At 74.1% G+C, this 19,968-nt stretch carries 19 protein-coding genes and 1 riboswitch; of the genes, 8 read left to right on the forward strand and 11 right to left on the reverse strand.

The window, feature by feature from the left end:
- Positions 1 to 35: 35 nt before the first annotated feature.
- Positions 36 to 389 carry an STAS domain-containing protein gene (locus B0I33_RS00445; protein ID WP_106176480.1) on the forward strand — a complete coding sequence of 118 codons (354 nt, stop codon included), beginning with the start codon at positions 36 to 38 and terminating at the stop codon, positions 387 to 389.
- Between the two features lie 305 nt (positions 390 to 694).
- On the opposite strand, the gene B0I33_RS00450 is transcribed toward B0I33_RS00445, so the two are convergent.
- The gene (locus tag B0I33_RS00450; protein ID WP_106176481.1) at positions 695 to 1,144 is read right to left on the reverse strand and encodes a hypothetical protein; all 450 of its coding nucleotides are present in this window, start codon (positions 1,142 to 1,144) and stop codon (positions 695 to 697) included.
- Between the two features lie 153 nt (positions 1,145 to 1,297).
- On the opposite strand from B0I33_RS00450, the gene B0I33_RS00455 reads away from it, so the two are divergent.
- The 3 genes from B0I33_RS00455 to B0I33_RS00465 all read left to right on the forward strand — a co-directional run bounded on the left by B0I33_RS00455 (position 1,298) and on the right by B0I33_RS00465 (position 3,751).
- Positions 1,298 to 2,485 (forward strand): sensor histidine kinase, encoded by a 1,188-nt coding sequence (locus B0I33_RS00455; RefSeq protein ID WP_106176482.1) that lies wholly within the window; start codon positions 1,298 to 1,300, stop codon positions 2,483 to 2,485.
- Positions 2,482 to 3,144 carry a response regulator gene (locus tag B0I33_RS00460; RefSeq protein ID WP_106176483.1) on the forward strand — a complete coding sequence of 221 codons (663 nt, stop codon included), beginning with the start codon at positions 2,482 to 2,484 and terminating at the stop codon, positions 3,142 to 3,144. The genes B0I33_RS00455 and B0I33_RS00460 overlap by 4 nt, the downstream gene beginning before the upstream one ends.
- Before the next feature lie 109 nt (positions 3,145 to 3,253).
- Positions 3,254 to 3,751 (forward strand): DUF1772 domain-containing protein, encoded by a 498-nt coding sequence (locus tag B0I33_RS00465; RefSeq protein ID WP_106176484.1) that lies wholly within the window; start codon positions 3,254 to 3,256, stop codon positions 3,749 to 3,751.
- Between the two features lie 20 nt (positions 3,752 to 3,771).
- Here the strand turns inward: B0I33_RS00465 and B0I33_RS00470 are convergent, their stop codons facing one another.
- From B0I33_RS00470 to B0I33_RS00480, 3 genes are all read right to left on the reverse strand, one after another.
- The gene (locus B0I33_RS00470) at positions 3,772 to 4,296 is read right to left on the reverse strand and encodes a hypothetical protein (RefSeq protein ID WP_106176485.1); all 525 of its coding nucleotides are present in this window, start codon (positions 4,294 to 4,296) and stop codon (positions 3,772 to 3,774) included.
- 155 nt (positions 4,297 to 4,451) lie between these two features.
- Positions 4,452 to 5,471: a metallophosphoesterase family protein gene (locus tag B0I33_RS00475; RefSeq protein WP_146147434.1), complete on the reverse strand. Its 1,020-nt coding sequence runs from the start codon at positions 5,469 to 5,471 to the stop codon at positions 4,452 to 4,454.
- A 104-nt stretch (positions 5,472 to 5,575) separates the two neighbouring features.
- Positions 5,576 to 6,496 carry an LLM class flavin-dependent oxidoreductase gene (locus B0I33_RS00480; protein ID WP_106176486.1) on the reverse strand — a complete coding sequence of 307 codons (921 nt, stop codon included), beginning with the start codon at positions 6,494 to 6,496 and terminating at the stop codon, positions 5,576 to 5,578.
- A gap of 126 nt (positions 6,497 to 6,622) precedes the next feature.
- On the opposite strand from B0I33_RS00480, the gene B0I33_RS00485 reads away from it, so the two are divergent.
- On the forward strand, positions 6,623 to 7,087 hold the full coding sequence (locus tag B0I33_RS00485) for a MarR family winged helix-turn-helix transcriptional regulator (RefSeq protein ID WP_106176487.1): 465 nt from the start codon (positions 6,623 to 6,625) through the stop codon (positions 7,085 to 7,087).
- Between the two features lie 436 nt (positions 7,088 to 7,523).
- On the opposite strand, the gene B0I33_RS00490 is transcribed toward B0I33_RS00485, so the two are convergent.
- The 3 genes from B0I33_RS00490 to cynS form a co-directional block, all read right to left on the reverse strand.
- Positions 7,524 to 8,450 carry a hypothetical protein gene (locus tag B0I33_RS00490; protein WP_106176488.1) on the reverse strand — a complete coding sequence of 309 codons (927 nt, stop codon included), beginning with the start codon at positions 8,448 to 8,450 and terminating at the stop codon, positions 7,524 to 7,526.
- A 940-nt stretch (positions 8,451 to 9,390) separates the two neighbouring features.
- On the reverse strand, positions 9,391 to 10,551 hold the full coding sequence (locus B0I33_RS00495) for an HNH endonuclease (protein WP_106176489.1): 1,161 nt from the start codon (positions 10,549 to 10,551) through the stop codon (positions 9,391 to 9,393).
- A 449-nt stretch (positions 10,552 to 11,000) separates the two neighbouring features.
- Positions 11,001 to 11,450 carry a cyanase gene (gene cynS / locus B0I33_RS00500; RefSeq protein ID WP_106176490.1) on the reverse strand — a complete coding sequence of 150 codons (450 nt, stop codon included), beginning with the start codon at positions 11,448 to 11,450 and terminating at the stop codon, positions 11,001 to 11,003.
- 292 nt (positions 11,451 to 11,742) lie between these two features.
- Here cynS and B0I33_RS00505 point away from each other — a divergent pair, with 292 nt between their 5' ends.
- Together B0I33_RS00505 and B0I33_RS00510 are read left to right on the forward strand one after the other, a co-directional pair.
- Positions 11,743 to 12,597 carry a formate/nitrite transporter family protein gene (locus B0I33_RS00505; protein WP_106176491.1) on the forward strand — a complete coding sequence of 285 codons (855 nt, stop codon included), beginning with the start codon at positions 11,743 to 11,745 and terminating at the stop codon, positions 12,595 to 12,597.
- A gap of 124 nt (positions 12,598 to 12,721) precedes the next feature.
- A complete protein-coding gene (locus B0I33_RS00510) occupies positions 12,722 to 13,564 on the forward strand; it encodes an SMP-30/gluconolactonase/LRE family protein (RefSeq protein WP_106176492.1) in 843 nt (280 codons plus the stop codon).
- Positions 13,565 to 13,579: 15 nt separating this feature from the next.
- Here B0I33_RS00510 and B0I33_RS00515 read toward each other — a convergent pair whose 3' ends face one another.
- The 3 genes from B0I33_RS00515 to B0I33_RS00525 all read right to left on the reverse strand — a co-directional run bounded on the left by B0I33_RS00515 (position 13,580) and on the right by B0I33_RS00525 (position 18,774).
- Positions 13,580 to 15,073, reverse strand: a complete 1,494-nt coding sequence (locus tag B0I33_RS00515; protein ID WP_106176493.1) for an FAD-dependent oxidoreductase — start codon at positions 15,071 to 15,073, stop codon at positions 13,580 to 13,582.
- Positions 15,074 to 15,167: 94 nt separating this feature from the next.
- Positions 15,168 to 17,471: a 5-methyltetrahydropteroyltriglutamate--homocysteine S-methyltransferase gene (metE, locus tag B0I33_RS00520; protein ID WP_106176494.1), complete on the reverse strand. Its 2,304-nt coding sequence runs from the start codon at positions 17,469 to 17,471 to the stop codon at positions 15,168 to 15,170.
- Between the two features lie 147 nt (positions 17,472 to 17,618).
- Positions 17,619 to 17,840, reverse strand: a riboswitch (cobalamin riboswitch).
- A complete protein-coding gene (locus B0I33_RS00525) occupies positions 17,839 to 18,774 on the reverse strand; it encodes a LysR family transcriptional regulator (protein ID WP_106176495.1) in 936 nt (311 codons plus the stop codon). (Overlaps the previous riboswitch by 2 nt.)
- Positions 18,775 to 18,880: 106 nt before the next feature.
- On the opposite strand from B0I33_RS00525, the gene B0I33_RS00530 reads away from it, so the two are divergent.
- Positions 18,881 to 19,228, forward strand: a complete 348-nt coding sequence (locus B0I33_RS00530; RefSeq protein WP_106176964.1) for a DoxX family protein — start codon at positions 18,881 to 18,883, stop codon at positions 19,226 to 19,228.
- A 4-nt stretch (positions 19,229 to 19,232) separates the two neighbouring features.
- Here the strand turns inward: B0I33_RS00530 and B0I33_RS00535 are convergent, their stop codons facing one another.
- A complete protein-coding gene (locus B0I33_RS00535) occupies positions 19,233 to 19,922 on the reverse strand; it encodes a hypothetical protein (RefSeq protein ID WP_245900372.1) in 690 nt (229 codons plus the stop codon).
- Positions 19,923 to 19,968 lie beyond the last annotated feature (46 nt).

Raw genomic sequence — 19,968 nt, forward strand, 5'->3', positions numbered from 1 at the left:
ATGCCGGACGTGGCCGGAGAAGGAGGTCTCCTCCCATGTCGGAAGTCTGTCGTGTCACCACGGACCAGGTGGGTTCGGTCGTCGTGGCCCGCCTGGCGGGCGAGATCGACGTCCGCAACGCCGTGAGCGTCGAGGCGCGGCTCGTGCGCGTGGTCGACGAGGCGGCGGGCGCGGTCGTGCTGGACCTGCGGGGCGTGACGTTCCTCGCGTCCAGCGGGCTGAGCATGCTCGTCCGCGTACACGAGCGGTGCCGGGAGCGCGACCTGCCGTGGCATCTCGTGGCGGCCACCCGGGAGGTCCTGCGTCCCCTGGAGGTGACCGGGCTGCGCGCGGAGCTGCCCGTCGTGGACAGCGTGGAGGCGGCGCTCGCGGCCGGTGGCGTCGGGTGACGCTGTCCGGTGTGGTGGGTGGTGCGGTGGGTGTTGCTGCCGTCGTGGACAGCGTGGAGGTGGCGCTCGCGGCTGGTGGCGTCGGGTGACGCTGTCCGGTGTGGTGGGTGGTGCGGTGGGTGTTGCTGCCGTCGTGGACAGCGTGGAGGTGGCGCTCGCGGCCGGTGGCGTCGGGTGACGCTGTCTGGTGTGGTGGGTGGTGCGGTGGGTGTTGCTGCCGTCGTGGACAGCGTGGAGGTGGCGCTCGCGGCGTGCGGCCCTGTGTGACGCCGCCCGGCGCGCGGGGTCGCTCGTCGTGCGCTGGCTCAGCGCCCGCCTTCCCGTGCGCGCCGCAGGCCGCGCGCCGCCAGCCCGGCGAGCAGTCCGAACAGGACGGATCGGCCGACCTCCGCCACCGCCGCGACGGCGGCGAGCGCTCCGTCCGCCCCGGCGCCGGGCCAGCCGAGGGTGTGCGACTGCACCACGAGCACGGCGCCGTGCACCGCGCCGGCGAGGACGAGCGTGAGCACCGGCCGCGGAACGCGGCCGAGACCGGCGACACCGATCCAGGTGAGCGCGATCGTGCCCAGCACGAGCAGTGCCGTGCCGGGCGTGCCCAGCGTCCCGGCGAGCCCGGTGAGCCGCGTCAGCGGCCAGAGCAGCGCGAGCGCGCCCAGGCCGAACACGAGCGGCCAGCTGACCGGCGGCCGCGCCGGGACGTCGGGGTCCCCGGGGCCGGTCGGGTCTCCCGGTCGGTGGTCGGGCTCCGGTGGCATGGAACCGAGTGTGGGCCGCCCGCGGGCCGGGCGCGTCCGGCCCGGCTCGACCGTCCCGGTCGCCTGGGGACGAGGGGTGGGGTCCCCCGCAGGCGAGGCCGGGGCACGCCGTCGCCCGGCTGCGCGGGCGGCCAGCGTTCGTAAGCTGGCACCATGCCGTCCGGGACGACCCCACGCTCGGGTTCCGCGCACGCCGGAAGCGCCGACCCCCGGCTGGTCGACGCGTTGCTGGCGGTGGCGATGGCGCTCGCCGTCGCCGTCGTCATCGCCGCCGACGTGGAACGCACCGGCCGCGGCGGCCCGGCGGCCTATCTGTTCGCCGCCGGGTTCGGCGCGCTCGTCCTCGCCCGCCGCCGCGCGCCCCGGATGCTGCTGTGGCTGACGGTCCTGGCGATCTTCGCCTACTACAGCTTCGGGCTCCCGCCGATCGGGATCGCGCTGCCCGCCGTCGCGGCCCTGTACTCGGCCGCCGAGCGCGGGCACACCCGGTCGGCGGTGCTCGCCGGCGTCGTGCTGACCGTCGTGGCCGCCTACGCGCGGATCGACGAGGGCCTGCCGACCGCGTACGTCGCGAGCTACGAGTTCCTCACCAACGTGGCGCTGGTCGCGGCGGCGATCGCGCTCGGGGTCAGTGTGCGCCTGCGCCGCGAGACCAAAGCCCACCAGGAGCGCCTGCGGGCCCTGACCGCGCTCGAACAGGCCCGCGCCGCCGAGAACCGGGTGCACGCCGAACGGATGCAGATCGCCAGGGACATGCACGACGTGGTCGGCCACGCGGTCTCCGTCATCATCCTGCACGGCAACGTGGCCGCGGAGGCCGTGGGCCGCGACGACGCCGAGGCCGCCAGGGCCGTGGAGCGCGTCCGCGCCGCCGCCGCCGCGACCATGCGCGACCTGCGGGCCACCGTCAAGCTGCTGCGCACGCCCGGCGCGGGCGACGACGGCCACGGCGCGGTGGGCCTCGCCGCGCTGCCGGCCCTGGAACGGGTGGCCGGCGAGGCGGGGCTGGCGACCGACTTCCGCGTCGACGCCGACCCCGCCGACGTGGACGGAGCGGCCTCGGCCGCCGGGTACCGGGTCGTGCAGGAGGCGCTCACCAACGTCATCCGGCACGCGGGCGCCACCCGGGTCGGCGTCACCGTCCGCCTCGACGACGGTGAGCTGGACATCCGGATCGCCGACGACGGCCGGGGCCGGACGGACGCGCCCGGCGGCGGAGGGCACGGGATCGCGGGCATGACCGAGCGCGTCACCCTCCTGGGTGGATCGCTCCGCGCGCGTGACGGCGCCGAGGGGGGTTTCGAGGTGCACGCCCGGCTACCGGCCAGACTACGCACATGATCCGTATCGTCCTCGTCGACGACCAGGAGCTGGTCCGGGCCGGGTTGCGGTCGCTCGCCGAACGCGACGGCGACATCGCGGTGGTCGCGGAGGCCGCCACCGGCCGGTCCGGATTGAGCCGGGTGCGCGAGCTGCGGCCCGACATCGTTCTCATGGACATCCGGATGCCCGAGATGGACGGCCTGGCGGCGACGCGGTCCATCGTGGCCGATCCGGAGCTGGCCGCCGTCCGGGTCGTCGTGCTGACCACGTTCGACGACGACGAGCTCGTCGTGGAGGCGATCCGCAGCGGTGCGGCCGGGTACCTGCTCAAGGACGTGTCCCCGGACGAGCTGCGGCACGCGATCCGGGTCGTCGCGGACGGTTCGGCGCTGCTGTCACCCTCGGTCACGAGGACGGTGATGGACTCGCTGGCGCACGCCCCGCGCCGCGTCACCGACGGCGGGCGGCTCGCCGCCCTGACCGGCCGGGAACGGGAAGTCCTCGAACAAGTGGGCCGTGGACTGTCTAATGAGGAGATCGCCGGGGTGCTGTACCTCTCGCCCGCCACCACGCGCACCTACGTCTCCCGCCTGCTGTCCAAACTGGGCGCACGCGACCGGTCACAGCTGGTCATCGCGGCGTACGAGTGCGGGCTGGTCACCCCGGGCGAGGACTGAGGTCGCACCCGGTCGACACCGCGCGACCGCCGGGTACCCCGGCAGGCGACAACGGACGACGACTCCGGCAGGACGACCCGCCGGGCCCGTCCGGCCTAGCGTCCACGGCATGCGACAACTCGTGACCGCGCTGCTGATCGCCCTCACCGCCGCGACGACCGTCGCGTTCGGCGCCATCCTGGGGGAGACGTTCATCCTCTACCCCAACATCTTCCACGACCCGCCGGAGTCGCTGGCGCGGGCGAGGGAGTTCCTGGTCGCGGGCAGCCCCTCCGACTTCTTCCCGCCACTGGGAATGGCGATTCTCGGCACCGGTGCCGCCACGGTGCTGCTCACCTGGCGGTACCCGCGCATCCGCTGGTACGTTCTCGGCGCCGCGGCGGCCTACCTGTGCTTCGAGCTGATCTTCTCGGTCGTCTGGTTCTGGCCACGCAACGAGATCATGTTCGTCGACCCCGTCGGCACCCATTCGGCGGAGTTCCTGCGGCAGACCGCGCGCGAGTTCGTCGCGGGCCACTGGGTCCGCGTCGCGGGCAGCGGGCTGACGTCGGCGCTGATGTTCACCGCGCTCGTCCGGTGGCTGCGCGAGCCCGCCCGGCCTTCGTGAGCGGTCGAGGGCGGACGCGCTCAGGCGGCCTCGGCCGGGGCGTCGCCGAGCCGCTCCCGCAGCGCGGCCGCGTGCAGGTCGGCGACGGGGGCCAGCAGATCGGGGTGGCGGAGCAGGGCGGCCGCCTGCCGGTCGTACCGGTCGGGCTCGGTGAGGCGGCGGAAGTCGCACCGCAGCCCGGCGAGGTGGCAGCTACCCCGCACCGCGGCGGCCGCGGCCGCCGCGAGCTCGCTGTCGGCGAGCAGGCACGCGGCCCAGCTGGCGACCACCTCGTCGACCCAGCCCCGCCACGCGCCCTCGCCGTCGAGGTCGTCGTCCATGTCGAGTCCGGTGACCCAGTCCAGCCGCTCGGCGCCGCCGGGGCCGACCACGTGCAGCAGTGACGCGTCGAGCTCGGTCGGGTACCGCAGCCACGCGGCGACCATCGCGGCCTGCCGTGCCTGTGCCTCGGCCAGGGTGGCGCTGAAGGCGCCCCCGGTGGCCGGGTAGGCGTGCAGCAGCCACCGGGCGGTGGCCGCGATGACCGGTGTCAGGTCACTGGACATGGGTGCGAACCTCACAATCGCGGGCGCGACGCGGGACGCCGTGGACGAGTGATCACGGAAAGTGAACGGCGTCCCGCGTTCGTGCTAGCGATTGCCGAAGTTAGCAGCCCGGGCGCGGCGACAGGGCGTGCGCTTGGTCACTCTGCGCACGCACCTCAGTTCCGCGTGACCCGCTCCCAGCGGAACAGGTCGCGGGCGGTGGGGTCGACGGTGAGCCGCAGCCACTCCGCGGTGGTCTCGCCCTCGACCACGAGGCGGGTGAGGTTGGGCACGGGTTCGGTGATGCCGTACCCGGCGTGTCCTTCGCGCAGTGGCCGGTCGACCGCGAACCGGTGGCTGTCGCCCTGGAGCAGCAGCACCTCGCCGGGGAAGGCGCGCGACCGGTCCGCGATCCGGCGCACGATCGCGGTGAAGCCGGTGCCGCCCCCGCCGATGAACGTGTCGGCCTGCATGGCGAGGACCACGCCCCGGGCGCCGGCCGAGCGGGCGGTGTCGAAAGCGGCGTCGATCCAGGCGAGCGCGGCGGCGGTCCTGGCCCGCACCTCGGCCTCCCGGCGTTCCCGCTGCCCGGGTGTCTCGGCGTCGCCGAACCACGGCGCGAGCCCGTTGTGGGAGCCGACGGCGTGCACGGTGGCGAAGACGGTGTCCGCGGCCGTCCAGCGGACGTTCTCGACGAACGTCTCGTGCGCGGGATCCCCGGCCTGGGTCGCGACTCGCATCGGCCGGACGCCGAGCGCGGAACCCGGCTCGGCGAAGAACACCGAGCGCAGGGCGTCCAGCCGCTCCAGCGGGTCGTAGCCGCCATTGCTCGCGCGGTGGCAGTCGGTCCACTCGTTGTCGCCCGGCGTGTACAGCACCGGGTCGAGGAAGCGCTCGAAGTCGCCCGCGATCCGCTGGAAGTAGGCGTCGTCACAGACGCTCCCGCCGTTTTTGATGTCGCCGAGGTGCAGGACCTGGCGTACCCCGGCGGCGCGGTTGACGGCGCGGACCAGGTTCGGGAAGTCCTCGACCTGCTCGGCGCCGTACGGCGTGTCGCCGAGGACGGCGAGGGTGAGCGGGGCCCGCGACGGTGAGGTGCCGTCGGGCACGGCGGTGGCCGGGGCGGTGGTGAGCGGCAGCGTGGTGAGCGGCAGCAGGACGGCGGCGGCGAGCGCGGCCAGGCGGGGTCGGGTCATGCGGCGAGCCTGCGCGGGAGGAGTGGCGTCGCGGTGTCGTCGTGGTGGGCCGAGGGTGGCCAACCGCTGAAATCGGTGTCTCGCCTCGCGGGCGTGCCGCGGGCTCAGTCCGCGGGACCGTTCCCTTCCGCCGCGCGCCCGGCCGCGACACGCTCCCGGACGGCCGGGGCGACCTCCGCCGCGAAGGTCCGGAGGGCCGCCGGGTCGTCGGTGGCCAGGACGAAGCCGCTGACCCCGTGCTCCAGCGTGAGCCAGGCCAGCTCCTCCGCCCACCGGCCGGGTGGCCCGTGCAGCGGTGAGTGGCTCGCTCCGCCGAACTCCCCGGCGACGTTGAGCAGGCGCCGCACGGCGGAGGGCGCGCGGCCCGCCTCGTGTGCCGCGCCGTCGATGCGCGCGTTGAGCTCGGGCAGGTCGGCGAAGCCTCCGGGGAGGTAGGACAGGGACGGCAGCCAGCCGTCGGCGAGCCGCCCGGTCAGCTCCAGCATCCTCGGCTTGTACGCGCCCACCCAGACGCCGATGTCGTGCGCGGGCGCGGGACCCCGTTTGGCGCCGCGTACCTGGTGGAACCGGCCGCCGGCGCGCGCCCCGCCCCGCTCGCCTGCCGCCCAGATCGAGCGGATGATCGTGATGGCCTCCTCGAGCGCGACCACGCTGTCGGCGGGGGACAGCCGGGTGCCGCCCATGGCCTCGATCGCGTCCCAGAAGCCACCCGCGCCGATGCCCAGCTCCACTCGTCCGCCGCTGAGCAGGTCGAGGCTGGCGGCGCTGCGTGCGAGGACGGCGGGCTGCCGGAGCGGGAGGTTGAGCACGTTGCCCGCAAGGCGCACCCGCTCGGTGCGGGCGGCCACGTAGGACAGCAGCGTCCAGGTGTCGTGGAACCGCGGCTGGTACGGGTGGTCCTGGAACGTGACGAGGTCGAGGCCCTCCCGGTCGGCGGCGATCGCGAGGTCCACCGCGTGCCGCGCCGGCTGCACGGAGGGGGTGATGAAGGCGCCGAACAGCGGGTCGTGGCCGTAGTCGGTCATCGTTCGCCTCCCGGCGATGCGGTCGCAGGGTCCGTGAAGCCACTGCTGGGCCCTGAGGTTGATACGTCAGCCTCGACCCTAGCCCGATTTGGTTGATGCATCAACCTACGTGGGTAGACTGGGACCGTGGGCACCTCCGGACTGTCCGAACTCTCCGAGCACCAGGCGGCGGTCTGGGCGAGGTACCAGCGGATGCGGGTGCTGCTCGCCGGGCGGCTCGGCCGCGAGCTGGCGGCGCGGACGGGGTTGTCCGAGGCCGACTTCGAGATCCTCACGGCCCTCGCCGAGTCCCCGGATGGCGACGGCGTGCGGGCGCTGACGCTGCGCTGCGGGCTGGAGTGGGAGAAGAGCAGGCTGTCTCACCAGCTGCGCCGGATGGAGCAGCGCGGGCTGGTCGTCCGGTGCGAGTGCGCCGAGGACAACCGGGGCGCGGTCGTGCGGATCACCGAGCACGGCCGCGAGCTCGCGGCCGAGGCGAAGCGGTGCCACGACGAGGCCGTGCGGCGGTACGTGGCCGACGCGCTGACCGCCGAGCAACTGGACGCCCTGGGGGAGATCGCCGACGCCGTGTTGCGGCGCCTGCCGCGGTGACTCCGGTTTCGGCGCCGCTGTGCGTGGGTGGCTGGGGTGCTGTGGGTGAGCGTGCTGGGGGGAGTGCGCTGACGCTGTGTTGCGGCGTCTGTCGTGGTGACGCCGGTTGTGCGCCGCCGCTGTGCGTGGGTGGCTGGGGTGCTGTGGGCGAGCGCGCTGGGGGAGATCGCCGACGCCGTGTTGCGGCGCCTGTCGTGGTCGGTTCGGTTGTGTGTCGCTGTGCGCGGGTGGTTGGACGCTGTGGAGGGAGGGCTAGGGGAGTGCGCTGACGCCGTGTTGGGGCGCCTGCCGTGGTGACGTCGGTTTCTGCGCCGCTGTGTGTGGGTGGCTGGGTGTTGTGGGGGAGCGCGCTGGGGGAGATCGCCGACGCCGTGTTGCGGCGCCTGTCGTGGTCGGTTCGTTGTGCGCCGCCGTGCGCGGGGCGGGCGGCGGCGCGTCACTCGCAGGCGGTGCCGTCGTTGTCGTGGTCCAGGCGATAGATGTCGCTGCCGACCACGCGCACGGGGCCGGCCACGTAGGCCGGGCCGTTGCCGCTGCCACCCGCGCAGTCGACGTCGGAGGCCACGGGAACGCATCCGGTGTAGTTCGGGTCGCACTCCGGGCCGGGTGCGGGCCGCGGTTCCGGCTGGGGCTCGGGCTGTGGCTGTGGCTTCGGTTGCGGTTGTGGCTCGGGTTCGGAGCGCCGGGGTGTCGTGGGCGCGGACGGCTTCGTGGCCACACTCGCGGTCGTGGGTGTCGTGCGGGGTGTGGTCGGCGACGGGGTGGTGGTGGCGGTGGCGACGATGACCTCGCGGTCCGGCTCGCCGTCGGTGTCGCCGGTGGTGGTCGGTTCGTCGGGGCTCACGATCGCGGCGAAGAAGACGACGAGAAGGACGACGGCCGCCGCTATCCACAGTGGACGACGGGAGAGGATCCCGCGCCGTGGCGCCGGTGCGGGCGGTAGCGCCGCCATGGGGGCGGTGGCGTACGGCGGCGGGCCGGGGACGGCGCTCGCGGGGTCGCGGGGCAGGCGCAGCACCATCTCCAGCCCGCGGTTGCCCTCGCGGATCACCGCCTCGCATCCGGGACGGCCACCCTGTGCCGCGACGTGCGCGACGAGCGGGCCGTACCGCTGCGACATCGCGTAGGTCAGCTCGCCCACGCGGGCGCTGTCGAGCCGGACCTCGATGGCGTGCTCGCCGCGGTACTTGCCCGAGCCGATGACGCACCAGCCCAGCTCGACGGCGACGTGCCGCTGCCCGCCCGGTGCGACGGGGTAGCGGGCGAGCACGTCCTGGTGGTGCTCCTCCCTGGTGACGGCGACGGTCGTCCCGGCCGTCCCGGTCCCCAGCATCACCAGGCCCTCGGACCAGTTCTCGACCACCCTGTCCTCCCGTCGGCGGACGGCACGTGTGAGGGTGGGTTCGAACCGGGGACCCTCGGCGTTACGTACCGCGGCGTGAGCCCGGCTCCGGTGCCCGGCCCGCATCACCGGGCCCGCGTTCCTGCCGCGGCCGCCACGCGCGTGCCTCGCTCCTGCCGACGGGCGAGCGCCGCGCTCCTGCGCGCGCGTGCCGCGTTCGGGACAGCGAGTGCCGCATCCACGCCGCCGACCGTCGCGCCCAGGCCGCCGAACGTCTCGCTCGGCGACGCGCGTTCCGCGCCGTGTGGACACCACCGGAGCACCGCGTGCGGGCGCCAGAAGACCGGTGCCGTGCTGGGGCGGAAGGCGGCGCGGGTGGGGAGCGGACTGTGCCGTGGTGTGTCACGGCCGGGCGGGTGAGGTGTTCGCGGGGCGAGTGGTGCGTTGGGGTGGGGGTGCGGCGGTTGGCGGTAGCGGCTTGGTGCGGAGCTCGGTGGGTGTCACGGCCGGGCGGGCGAGCGGTGTGTCGCTGGGTGTGTGCCGCGTGGCTGGTGTCGGTTCGTCGTGCGGTCGGTGACCGCGGCGCTCGGGGCGGTGGGTGTCGCGCCGCGCCAGTTCCGCGTTCGAGGACGCCAGTCCTGCGCTCGGTACTGCGTTCGGGTGTGCGGGTGTTGCGTGGGGGCACGGGAGTGCTGTGTTGGGGCGGTGGGTGCTGTGTGCGGCGCGGTGGTGGGCCTGCCTGGGTGGTGGTTCACGGTCAGTGTGTCCGGTCGCGGTGCGGGTGGTGTTGTCGGTTGGTGCGGGCTGTGTGGTTCGCGCGTGCGGGTCGGTGACGGCTGTCCGTGTCCGCGACTTGTGTACGTGTGTCTGCGTCGTGCGATGCGGACACGCGTGCACAGATCGCGGACACGCGTGCGCAGGCGGCGGACACGGGTGCACAGATCGCGGACACGGCGGTTGGTCAGGTGCGGGGTTCGTGGAGGGGTTCGGGGTTGCTGGTGAAGGTCGCTCCGGTGGGGGTGGTGAGGGTGAGTTGTCCGGTGTGGGGGCACAAGTGGTGGTGCCAGGTGGGGGTGTGTTTGGTGCGGTGGTGGCGGCGGCAGTAGCCGACCAGGTTGGTGGTGTCGGTGGTGCCGTGTTGGGCGTGGGGGTGGGCGTGGTCGAGGTCGCCGAACTGGGCGGGGCGGCGGCAGCCGGGGTGGCGGCATTCGCGGTCGCGTACGCGCACGAAGTCGTCGGTGACGGCTGGGGGGCGGTAGCGTTGGCGGCCTGCGTCGACGGGGGTGCCGGTGGCGGGGTCGGTGATGATGCGCCGCCAGGTGCTGTCGGGTTGGTGGGCGATCTGGTAGGCGAGCCAGGCGGGGATGGGGCCGTGCCCGGCCAGCTCGGCGGGCTCAGCGTTGAGCCCGGCCAGGGTGGTGAGGTCGACGTAGACGTGGATGTCGGCTTTCGGGCCCGCGGGCAACCCGGCGCCGGTGAGCAGGGTGTCGGCCAGCACGTCGGCGCGTAGCTGATCCAGGGTGCGGGTTTCTCCGGCGCTGCGGAGTTTGCGCGCGGCGTGGTCGAGGCGGGCGTAGATGCTGCTGGCCACCTCCACCGGCAGATCCGCCACCAGGGTCGCCATCCCGTCCTCACCGTGCACCAGCTCCACCCGCCGCTCAGCCCGCCGACGCCAGGCCCGCAGCGCGGCGCCCTCGGGGTCGACCCGGTGGACCTGCCGCTGCACGGCGGCGCGCAGGTTCGGCGGGTTCTTGCCCGCCAGCTTCTCCGCCATGCGGGCGTCCACCTCGCGGGCTTGTTCGTCGGTCAGGCACGCGGTGGGCTCGTGCACCTTGGCGGCCTTGTCCGCGTCGATCTCACCCCGGGCCAGAGCAGCGAAGGTCTCCGGCAGGCGGGTCACCAGCGCGTCAGCGAGATCGAGCTGCCGGGCGGCGACCCGCTCGGTCACCGCCAGCACCAGCGCCACCTCCTGCGGCACATCCCGCGCCCGGCCCCGCAACCGGCGATACTCCGCCAGCGTCTCCAGCAACAACGCTTGGTAGCGCGCCACCTGAGCGGCGAACTCCTCAGCCCGGCGCAGCAAACCCTGTTCGGCGACACCGGGAACCAACGTCTCGGTCATGTGACCCCCTCGGCTCACCCACGACGCTACCCGGGTAGCGCGCTAGTTTCATCGCTCGACCGGGCGTAAGGGGAACACGCATCGTCACCACAGGTGTCCTTTTCGGACACAAAGTTTTCTTTCGTGACACCGTTCTCGGTCACCTCCAGGGCGGCCCGGGACACGCTGATCGGCGGGCAGGGACGCGACACCCTGGAGGGCGCCGCCGCTGCCGACTCGCCCGACGGGGCGCGGGGCCCGACCTGCTCCTCGGCGGCGGGGGCCCTGACCGGATCACCGGCGGCGGTCGTGGCGCCGACACGATCGACCACGTCGGCGGGGTGCGCGGCAACGACCGAGCCGGTGGCGGGCCGGGGGTCGACGAGTGTTTCGCCGATCCTGGTGACACCGTGACGAACTGCCCGTAGCGCACCGCACGGACGCCGGCCCCGGCGGCGCCGCCCGGGTCGTCACCATCGGTAGTCGAGAAACTTGCCGTCGAAGGTGACCACGACCCGGTCACCGTCGGGGTCGGGGCGGCGGGCGAAGCCGACCCGGAAGTTGATGGCGCTCATGATGCCGTCGCCGAACTCCTCGTGGATGAGTTCCTTGAGCGCGGGCCCGTACACGGCGAGGGCCTCGGCGAAACGGTAGATCGTGGGGTCGGACAGCAGCGCCGGATCGGTGCCCCGGGTGGGTTGCCTGCGCAGGCTCTCCGCCACCGTCTCGTCCAGGCCGAGCATCCGGCACACCCGTTCGGCCTGTTCGGCTGTCATCGGGTGCTGGCCGAGCAGCGCCGCGGTCGTCCACACGACGGGAGCTCCGATCTCCCCGGCGAGGTCGGACCAGGACAGGCCGCGGCGGAGCCGGGCGGCGACGACCAGGTCGGCGGCGGCGGACTTGCTGAGGATCGGGTCCACGGTGTCACTCCTTCTCGGGTCGGCAGGATGACCCCAGGCTGTCGGCCCGGCGCGCCGGGAGCCATGGATCCCGCCCGCCGACACCCGATCTTCACGGGCAGGTCACGCGACGCCGGGTTCGTGGCACCGATGTGACGCGGAGGCAACGTGTGCCGCCGCCGGGCCGGGACGGCGGTGCGGACCTCGTGACGTGCTGCTCTCCGGCCCGTCACCGGGAGGAAACATCCCGTGCCGAGGATCGCGGCGGCTGCCCGCAGCACACGGCAGTGGCCCCCTACCTAGGAGCGACGGTATGTCCTACCTGAACCCGCCGGAGTTCGTCGGCAAGATGGTCGACGCGGGTGAGTCGAAGGTCTTCATGTCGACCCGCGACACCGTGATCCGCGCGTACATGGCGGGGGCGATCCTCGCCCTGGCCGCGGCGTTCGCCGTGACGGTCACCGTGCAGACCGGGCAGCCACTGGTCGGGGCGCTGCTGTTCCCGGTCGGTTTCTGCATGCTCTACCTGCTCGGCTTCGACCTGCTCACCGGCGTGTTCACGCTGGTCCCGCTGGCGTGGATCGACCGCAGGCCGGGGGTCACGTTGCGGACGGTCCTGCGCAACTGGGGTCTGGTGTTCGTCGGCAACTTCGCCGGGGCGCTCACCGTCGCGCTGATGATGGCCGTGATCGTCACGTTCGGTTTCTCCGTGGAGCCGGACGAGATCGGCCAGAAGCTCGGCGAGATCGGCGCGTCGCGGACCGTGGGCTACGCCGACCACGGCGCGGCCGGGCTGCTGACGCTGTTCATCCGGGGCGTGCTGTGCAACTGGATGGTGTCCACCGGGGTGGTCGCCGCGATGATGTCGACGTCGGTGTCCGGCAAGGTGATCGCCATGTGGATGCCGATCCTGGTGTTCTTCTACATGGGCTTCGAGCACTCCGTGGTCAACATGTTCCTGTTCCCGTCCGGCCTGATGCTCGGCGGCGACTTCTCCGTCGCCGACTACCTCCTGTGGAACGAGATCCCGACCGTGGTGGGCAACCTCGTCGGCGGGCTGACCTTCGTCGGCCTCACGCTGTACGCGACCCACGCCCGCACCGGCGCGGGCCGCAAGCGGCCGGTGCCCGAGGAGAACTTCGGCCTGCCGGCCAAGGTCGACGCCTGACCAGCACACGATGGCCGCGGCCCGGACGCGCGAGAAAAAACCTCCTCGCGTCCGGGCGGGCGCTGTCGATCCGGCCCGGTTCTGTTCGTTCGGGGAGTGAGGACACCCGACGAAGGAGGAACACATGACCGAGCCGCGTGAGGTGCTGACCGGGCTGGGCGTCGGCGAGTCGCCGCGCTGGCACGAGGACCGGCTGTGGTTCGCGAACTGGGGCGCGCAGGAGATCGTCGCGCTCGGCCCGGGCGGCGAGCCGGAGGTGATCGCGACGGCCCCGAAGCCGGTCGGGTACTCGATCGACTGGTTGCCCGACGGCCGCCTGCTCGTCACCGGCGAGGAGAACCTGCTGGTCAGGGAGCCGGACGGGGCACTGAAGCCGTACGCCGACCTCAGCGGGCTCGGCGCGCACTGGAACGAACTGGTCGTCGACGGGCGCGGCAACGTCTACGTCAACGACATCGGCTTCAGCTTCGGCGCGGAGGAGTTCCGCCCGGGCTCGATCGCGCTCGTCACCCCGGGCGGCACGGTGCGGCGAGTCGCCGAGGACGTCGCGTTCCCCAACGGCATGGTGGTCACCCCGGACAACTCGACGCTGATCGTGGCCGAGTCCTTCGCCCAGAAGCTCACCGCCTTCGACATCGGCCCCGACGGCGGGCTGTCCCGTCGCCGGGTGTGGGCCGGGGTCGGCGGCGACGGCATCTGCCTCGACGCCGACGGCGCCGTGTGGTGCTCGGACATGGCCGACGGCGGGGCCGTCTGCCAGCGCGTGCGCGAGGGCGGCGAGATCCTCGACCGCATCGACCTCGACACGCCGTGCTTCGCCTGCATGCTCGGCGGGCCGGACGGCAGGACGCTGTTCCTGATGGTGGCCGACTGGCGCGGGCTCGAGTCGATGGGGGACCTGTTCGCCGCCCGCACCGGGCGGGTGCTCGCCGTGCCCGCCCCCGCGCCGAAGGCGGGCAGGCCCTGAGCCGCCCGCGGCCGGTCAGGGGTCGCGGCGCTCCAGCGGCCGCACGGCGGGTCCCTCCAGGACGGCGCCGTCGACGTCGAACCGCGAGCCGTGGCACGGGCAGTCCCAGCTGCGTTCGGCACCGTTGAACCGCAGCAGGCAGCCGAGGTGGGTGCAGCGCAGCGAGACGGCGTGCAGCTCGCCGTCCTCGTCGCGGTAGACGCCCTTCTTGCCGAGCCCGTCGCGGACGGTGCGCGCCTGCCCCCGCGGCACGTCCGCGGCGGATCCGGCGTCCGCCGGGGTCAGCCGGTCGCCCACCAGGTCGGTGCCGACCTTCGCGTTCATCCGCGCGAGCGACGGCAGCGACCGGGGCGACACCCGCTGCGGGGAGAAGTGCGGAGCCAGCGGGTTGTCCCGGCCGGCCAGCCGGTCGGCGAGCACGGTCGCGGCCATCGTGCCGCCGGTGAGGCCCCACTTGGCGAAACCGGTGGCCACCAGCAGCGTCGGGTGTCCCGGAAGGTAGCTGCCGATCATGGGCAGCGCGTCGTACCCGGACGGGTCCTGCGCCGACCAGCGGTGCGTGATCTCGGTGACGTCCCAGTGCTCGCGGGCGAACGCCTCCAGCCGCTCGAAGCGCTCCGCGCCGACGTCCCGCGCGCCGGCGGGGTGGCTCTCGCCGCCGACGATGAGGAGGTCGCCGTGGCGTGACACCGAGCGTTTCGGCGGTCCGGGCGTGATCGCCATGTCGCCGGGAGGCTCGCCCCGGATCCGCGCGGCGACGCAGTAGGAGCGCTCCGGTTCGAGGCGGGCGAAGAACAGCCCGCGGTCGAGCAGCGGGTAGTGGGTGGCCACGACCACCGCGTCGGCGACGACCGTGCCACCGGGGGTGCCGACCCGCCACGGGGCGGTCGCGGAGACCGAGTGCACGCGGCTGCCCTCGAACACGCGGCAGCCGTCACCGTCGACGGCCGCCGCCAGCCCGGCGGCGTAGCGGGCCGGGTGCAGGGCGATCTGGTCGGCGAGGCGGACGGCGGCCTCGACGGGAAACGGCAGGTCGGCGCGGTCGGTGAGCTCCACGGGCAGCCCGGCGTCCGCCGCGGTCCTCGCCTCCCGCTCGACCAGGGTCCGTTCCTCGCCGTTCCTGGCCACGGTCGTGGCGGGCCTGCGCTCCAGGTCGCAGTCGATCCCCTCCTCGGCGGCCAGCCGGGCGATCGTCTCCACCGCGGCCAGGTTGCCGCTCGCGTAGGCGGCCGCGGTCCGCGGCCCGTGCCGCCGCTCGAGGGTCGAGTAGACGATCGACTGCAGTGCCGTGGCCTTCGCGGTGTTGTTCCCGGTGGCGCCGCGGGCGACCCGGCCGGACTCCAGCACCGCGACCCGGGCGCCCTGGCGCTTGGCCAGCAGCGCCGTGGTGAGGCCGGTGATGCCGGCCCCGAGCACGGCCACGTCGAACCGCTGCTCTCCGGCCAGCTCCGGGAACTCCGCCGGTGCGGGCCGGTCCAGCCACAGCGACCGCTCACCGCTGACGGTCATCCGCTTCCTCCTCGCCGTCGGGCACGGCCCCGTGGAGGGAAGGGGCCGTGCCCGACGGGTACCCGGAACCGCCGCCGTCACACCGGCGGCCGGGTCACGCCACGCCGAGGCGCCGCCGCACCGTGCGGGCGGCGGTCACCATGTTGCGCAGCGCGGGCTCCACCTCCGCGTACCGGCGGGTCTTCAGCCCGCAGTCGGGGTTGACCCACAGCCGCTCCGCGGGCATCGCCGCGACCGCGGCCTCGAGCAGCCGTACCAGCTCGTCCACTGTGGGCACGGCGGGGGAGTGGATGTCGTAGACGCCGGGTCCGACGTCGCGGGCGAACCCGGCGGCGTCCAGGTCGCCGACCACCTCCATGCGGGAGCGGGCCGCCTCGATCGTGGTGACGTCCGCGTCGAGGCCGTCGATCGCGTCGAGCACGTCGGCGAACTCCGAGTAGCACAGGTGGGTGTGGATCTGCACCGTGGCGGGCGCCGCTCCGGTGGCGAGACGGAACGCGCCGGTCGCCCAGTCCACATAGGACTTGCGGTGTTCCGCCCGCAGCGGCAGCAGCTCCCGCAGCGCGGGCTCGTCGACCTGCACCACGCGGATGCCCGCGGCCGTCAGGTCGCGGATCTCGTCCCGCAGCGCCAGCGCCACCTGGTCGGCCGTGGTGGCCATGGGCTGGTCGTCGCGGACGAAGGACCAGGCGAGGATGGTGACCGGGCCGGTGAGCATGCCCTTGACCGGCCTGCTGGTCAGCGACTGCGCGAAGGTGGTCCAGTCCAGGGTCATCGGCGCGGGCCGGGACACGTCGTCGTGCAGGATCGGTGGCCGGACGCAGCGGGAGCCGTAGGACTGCACCCAGCCGTGCTCGGTGGCGGTGCAGCCGTCGAGCCGCTCGGCGAAGAACTGCACCATGTCGTTGCGCTCCGGCTCGCCGTGCACGAGCACGTCCAGCCCGGCCTCCTCCTGCACCGCGACCACGCGCCGGATCTCCGCGCGCATCCGCTCGGCGTAGCCGGCCTCGTCGATCCGGCCCGCGCGCAGGTCGGCCCGTGCCCTGCGCACCTCACTGGTCTGCGGGAACGAGCCGATCGTGCTGGTCGCCAGCGCGGGCAGGCCGAGCCGCTCGCGCTGGGCCGCGGCGCGTTCGGCGGCCGGCGCGCGGCGACGGTGTTCGGGGCGCAGCGCGGCCAGGCGCGCCCGCACCCGGTCGTCCCGGGAGCGGGCCGAGCCCGCGCGGCGTGCCCGCCCGGTCGCCTCACGGATCGCGGCGGAGTGGGCGGGGGAGTCGTCGGTGAGGGCGCGGCCGAGCAGCACCACCTCGGCGATCTTCTGCCGGGCGAACGCCAGCCGGTCGCGCAACGCCGGGGCGAGGCCGGTCTCGGCGTCCAGGTCGTAGGGCACGTGCAGCAGGGAACACGAGGTGGACACCCCGAGCGAGCCGACCGAGCCGAGCAGGCTGGCGCAGGCCGACGCGGCCGCCTCCAGGTCGGTGCGCCACACGTTGCGGCCGTCCACCACCCCGGCGACCACGGTCTTGCCGCGCAGCCCGGGGAGCGAGTGGACGGCGGCGCCCGCGGCGGGCCCGCCTGCGACGAGGTCGAGCGCGACGCCGTCGACCGGCGTCTCCGCCAGCACGGGCAGGGCGGGACCGAGGTCGCCGAAGTATCCGGCGACGAGCAGGCGGGGACGCTCCGGGAGGGCGCCGAGCCGGTCGTACGCGCGGCGCAGCGCGGCCAGTTCGGCTTCGGTGCGGTCGGCGGCGAAGGCGGGCTCGTCCAGCTGCACCCAGGCCGCACCGGCCGCGGCCAGCCGCGCGAGCAGCTCGGCGTAGCCGTCCAGCAGGTCGTCCAGCAGGTCGAGCAGGGTGAACCCGGCCGGTGCGCCCGGCTCCGGCTTGGCCAGCAGGAGGAACGTGACGGGGCCGGGCAGGACGGGGCGGGTCTCGATGCCGAGCGCGGCGGCCTCCCGGTACTCGGTGACCGGCTTGTCCCCGGCGAGGCGGAACCGGGTGCCGGGACCGAGCTCGGGCACGAGGTAGTGGTAGTTGGTGTCGAACCACTTCGTCAGCTCCAGCGGTGCGGTCTTCCCGTGCCCGCGTGCCATGGCGAAGTAACTGTCCACAGCAGACAGTCCAAGCTCGCGGAACCGGGGCGGGACGGCGTCGAACAACACCGCGGTGTCCAGTACGTGGTCGTAGAGCGAGAACGTGTTGCCCGGCACCGAGTCGAGGCCGGAGCCGGCCAGCTCGGTCCAGGTGCGGGTGCGCAGGTCCTCGGCCACCCGGGCCAGGCCCGCCTGGTCGAGGCGCCCGTCCCAGTAGCGTTCCAGTGCGCGCTTCAGTTCGCGGTCCGGGCCGATCCGGGGATATCCGAGAACGGTGGATCCGATCGGGGGCGTGGCTGCGGTCATCAGGCTCTCTCCTCGCGAGCTGACGGCGTGGCGTCCGGCGCACATCGCGGTCGGCACACGAGAAGCGCGGCGGGCGGGCACGACCGGCCCGCCCGGTGGGCGCGTCCGCGTGCGCCTTCCCGCGAGGCGCCGGACGTCCGCGCACCGGCGGTGCGCGGGCCGGCGGCAGGTCTTCGGACTCGCGGGCACCCACCGGGTCTCCGGTGGACCTACTGGCCGTCGCTTCCCGGGCGCGTGTGCGCCCAGTGCTCGATGACGGCGGTCGTTCCCGCTCACCGCTGCGGGGCAGTCCCGGACTCACACCGGGTTCCCTCTTGCCTCACCCCGCCCCGTGGCCGGGAGGGGTGAACCACCAGCGCGGGCGAGTCTAGTGGTCCGCGGCGGGGCCGCAAGGGCGTCCAGCGGGTGGGACCGCGTCGCGCACCGCGCGGCAGCAGCGCACGAAGTCCCGCACGGCGGGGTTGCCGTCGGCCGCGGGCGGCCACGCGACGGCGACCCGGGTGGGACTCACCCCGGTGACGGGACGGTAGGTGACACCGGGCCGGGAGTAGAAGCGCGCCGCCGAGGCGGGGGCGAGGGCGATGCCGTAGCCGTTGGCGATGGCCTGGAGCCAGTCGTCGGGCTGGTCGGTGGTCGCGCCGATGCGGGGCGGGTGGCCCTCCCGTTCGTCGGTGGCGAGCCAGAAGTCGCGCCACGCTCCCGTCTCCGGCGGTGCGGCGACGAACGGCTCGTCCCACAGGTCGCGGAAGTCGATGCCGTCCCGTGCCGCCAGCGGATGCGTGGTGGGCACGGCGACCCACCGCGGCTCGGTGAGCAGGACCTCCACGCGCAGGGACTCCTGCCCGGGGAAGGGCAGCCGCAGCAGTGCCGCGTCGACCTCGCCACCGGCCAGCCCCGCTGTCGGGTCCGACCACGCCGCCTGCCGCATCTCCACCCGCCATTCCGGCCGGACCCGGCCGAACCGGGCGATGATCTCCTGTGTCGCCTCGTTCGCGGCACTGGCGAGGAACCCGACGCGCAGCACCCGCGCCGCCCGGCTGGCCGCGCTCTTCGCCTCCCGCAGTGCGCGGTCGCACGCGGCCAGCAGCTCCGGTGCCCGCTCCGCCAGCGCGTGTCCCGCCTCGGTGAGGATCATCCCGGCGCGCGAGCGGGTGAACAGGCGGACGCCGAGCTGCGCCTCGAGCGACCGGATCTGCTTGGTCAGCGCGGGCTGCGACACGAAGAGGCGCTGCGCGGCACGCGTCAGGCTGCCGTCGTCCGCGACCGCGAGGAAGGACCGCACAAGCCGCGTGTCCACATCCATTCCATCAGGTTATAGCCGCTGGTATTGGACGTCGAGTGCGCACTCGGTGAGGGTGGAACCGTTGATCGGGCCTGCCCTGGGCCGGAGCTGGAAGGGAGTGTTCCGGGTGTTCACCGCTTACGTCGTGGTGGTGGTCGTCGCCGCCGCGGCCAACGTCGCGGCCGCTGTCGCCGACTTCGTCCGTGCGGAGTGGATCCTCGCCAACATGACGCGGTACGGGATCCCGCACCGGTGGATCCATCCGCTCGGCGCCGCGAAGGCGGCGGGCGCGGCCGGCCTGCTCGCCGGGCTGGCGTACCCGCCGATCGGGATCGCGGCGGCGGCCGCGCTGCTCGGCTACTTCGTCGGTGCCGTCGGGACGGTCGTCCGCGCCCGGTGCTATGGCGACCTGCGGTATCCGGGTGCCTTCCTGGTCCTGGCCGTGGCGGCGCTGGCGCTGCGGCTGGCGGCGTGACCGCTCAGGCGCTGCCGCCGCCCGAGCGCCGGGCCCGCTCCAGCGGGGGCCCGAACCGCTCGCGCACGGCCCGCCAGGCCTCGGCGATCTCCCGACGTTCCGGCTCGACCGGTTCCGGGTCGGCGCGGTCGCCCTGGAACGACAGCAGGGTCTGCACGACGCGGCCGACCACATCGGGATGGCCGAGCGGAACGGGCGGCTCCACCCGGACGGCCGGGTCGCTGTCCCGGTGGACGAAGCACTCCACGCGGATCCCGCGCGAGAGCAGCTTCTTGCGGCGCGCGGCGGTGGTGTCGTCCCACCAGACCGCCGACGACGAGAAGTCGTTCACCCGCGGCGCGGAGGGCCCGGACGGGCTCGGGTCGACGGCGATCACGCTGCGCACGACGTCGCTGTGCTCGAGCGCGAGCCGCAGCGCCAGCTCGGCCGCGGTACCGGACGCGACCAGGTGGGCCCGCTGCCGCAGGCCGCCGAGGATGTCCTCGACGGACGGCTCGTCACCCACCTCGGCGGGCAGCCTGCACCAGCCGACGCGCAGGTGCTCGGCGAGGTCCCGCCACGTGGCGGGCAGCTCGTTGTGCTTCGCCTCGCCCGCGGGGTCGAGCACGAGCACCGCCGGCGCCTCCCCGGGGCCCTGCCACACCACCGAGGGCCCCGCGCTCCGTACCTCGTCGTCGTCGAACTCGCGCACCATGCCCCCGGCATACCCGGTCCCGGCGCCTGTTATGCGGGGACGAAGG

Source organism: Prauserella shujinwangii (genome assembly GCF_003001955.1).
In the GTDB taxonomy this organism is placed as follows: Bacteria; Actinomycetota; Actinomycetes; order Mycobacteriales; family Pseudonocardiaceae; genus Qaidamihabitans; species Qaidamihabitans shujinwangii.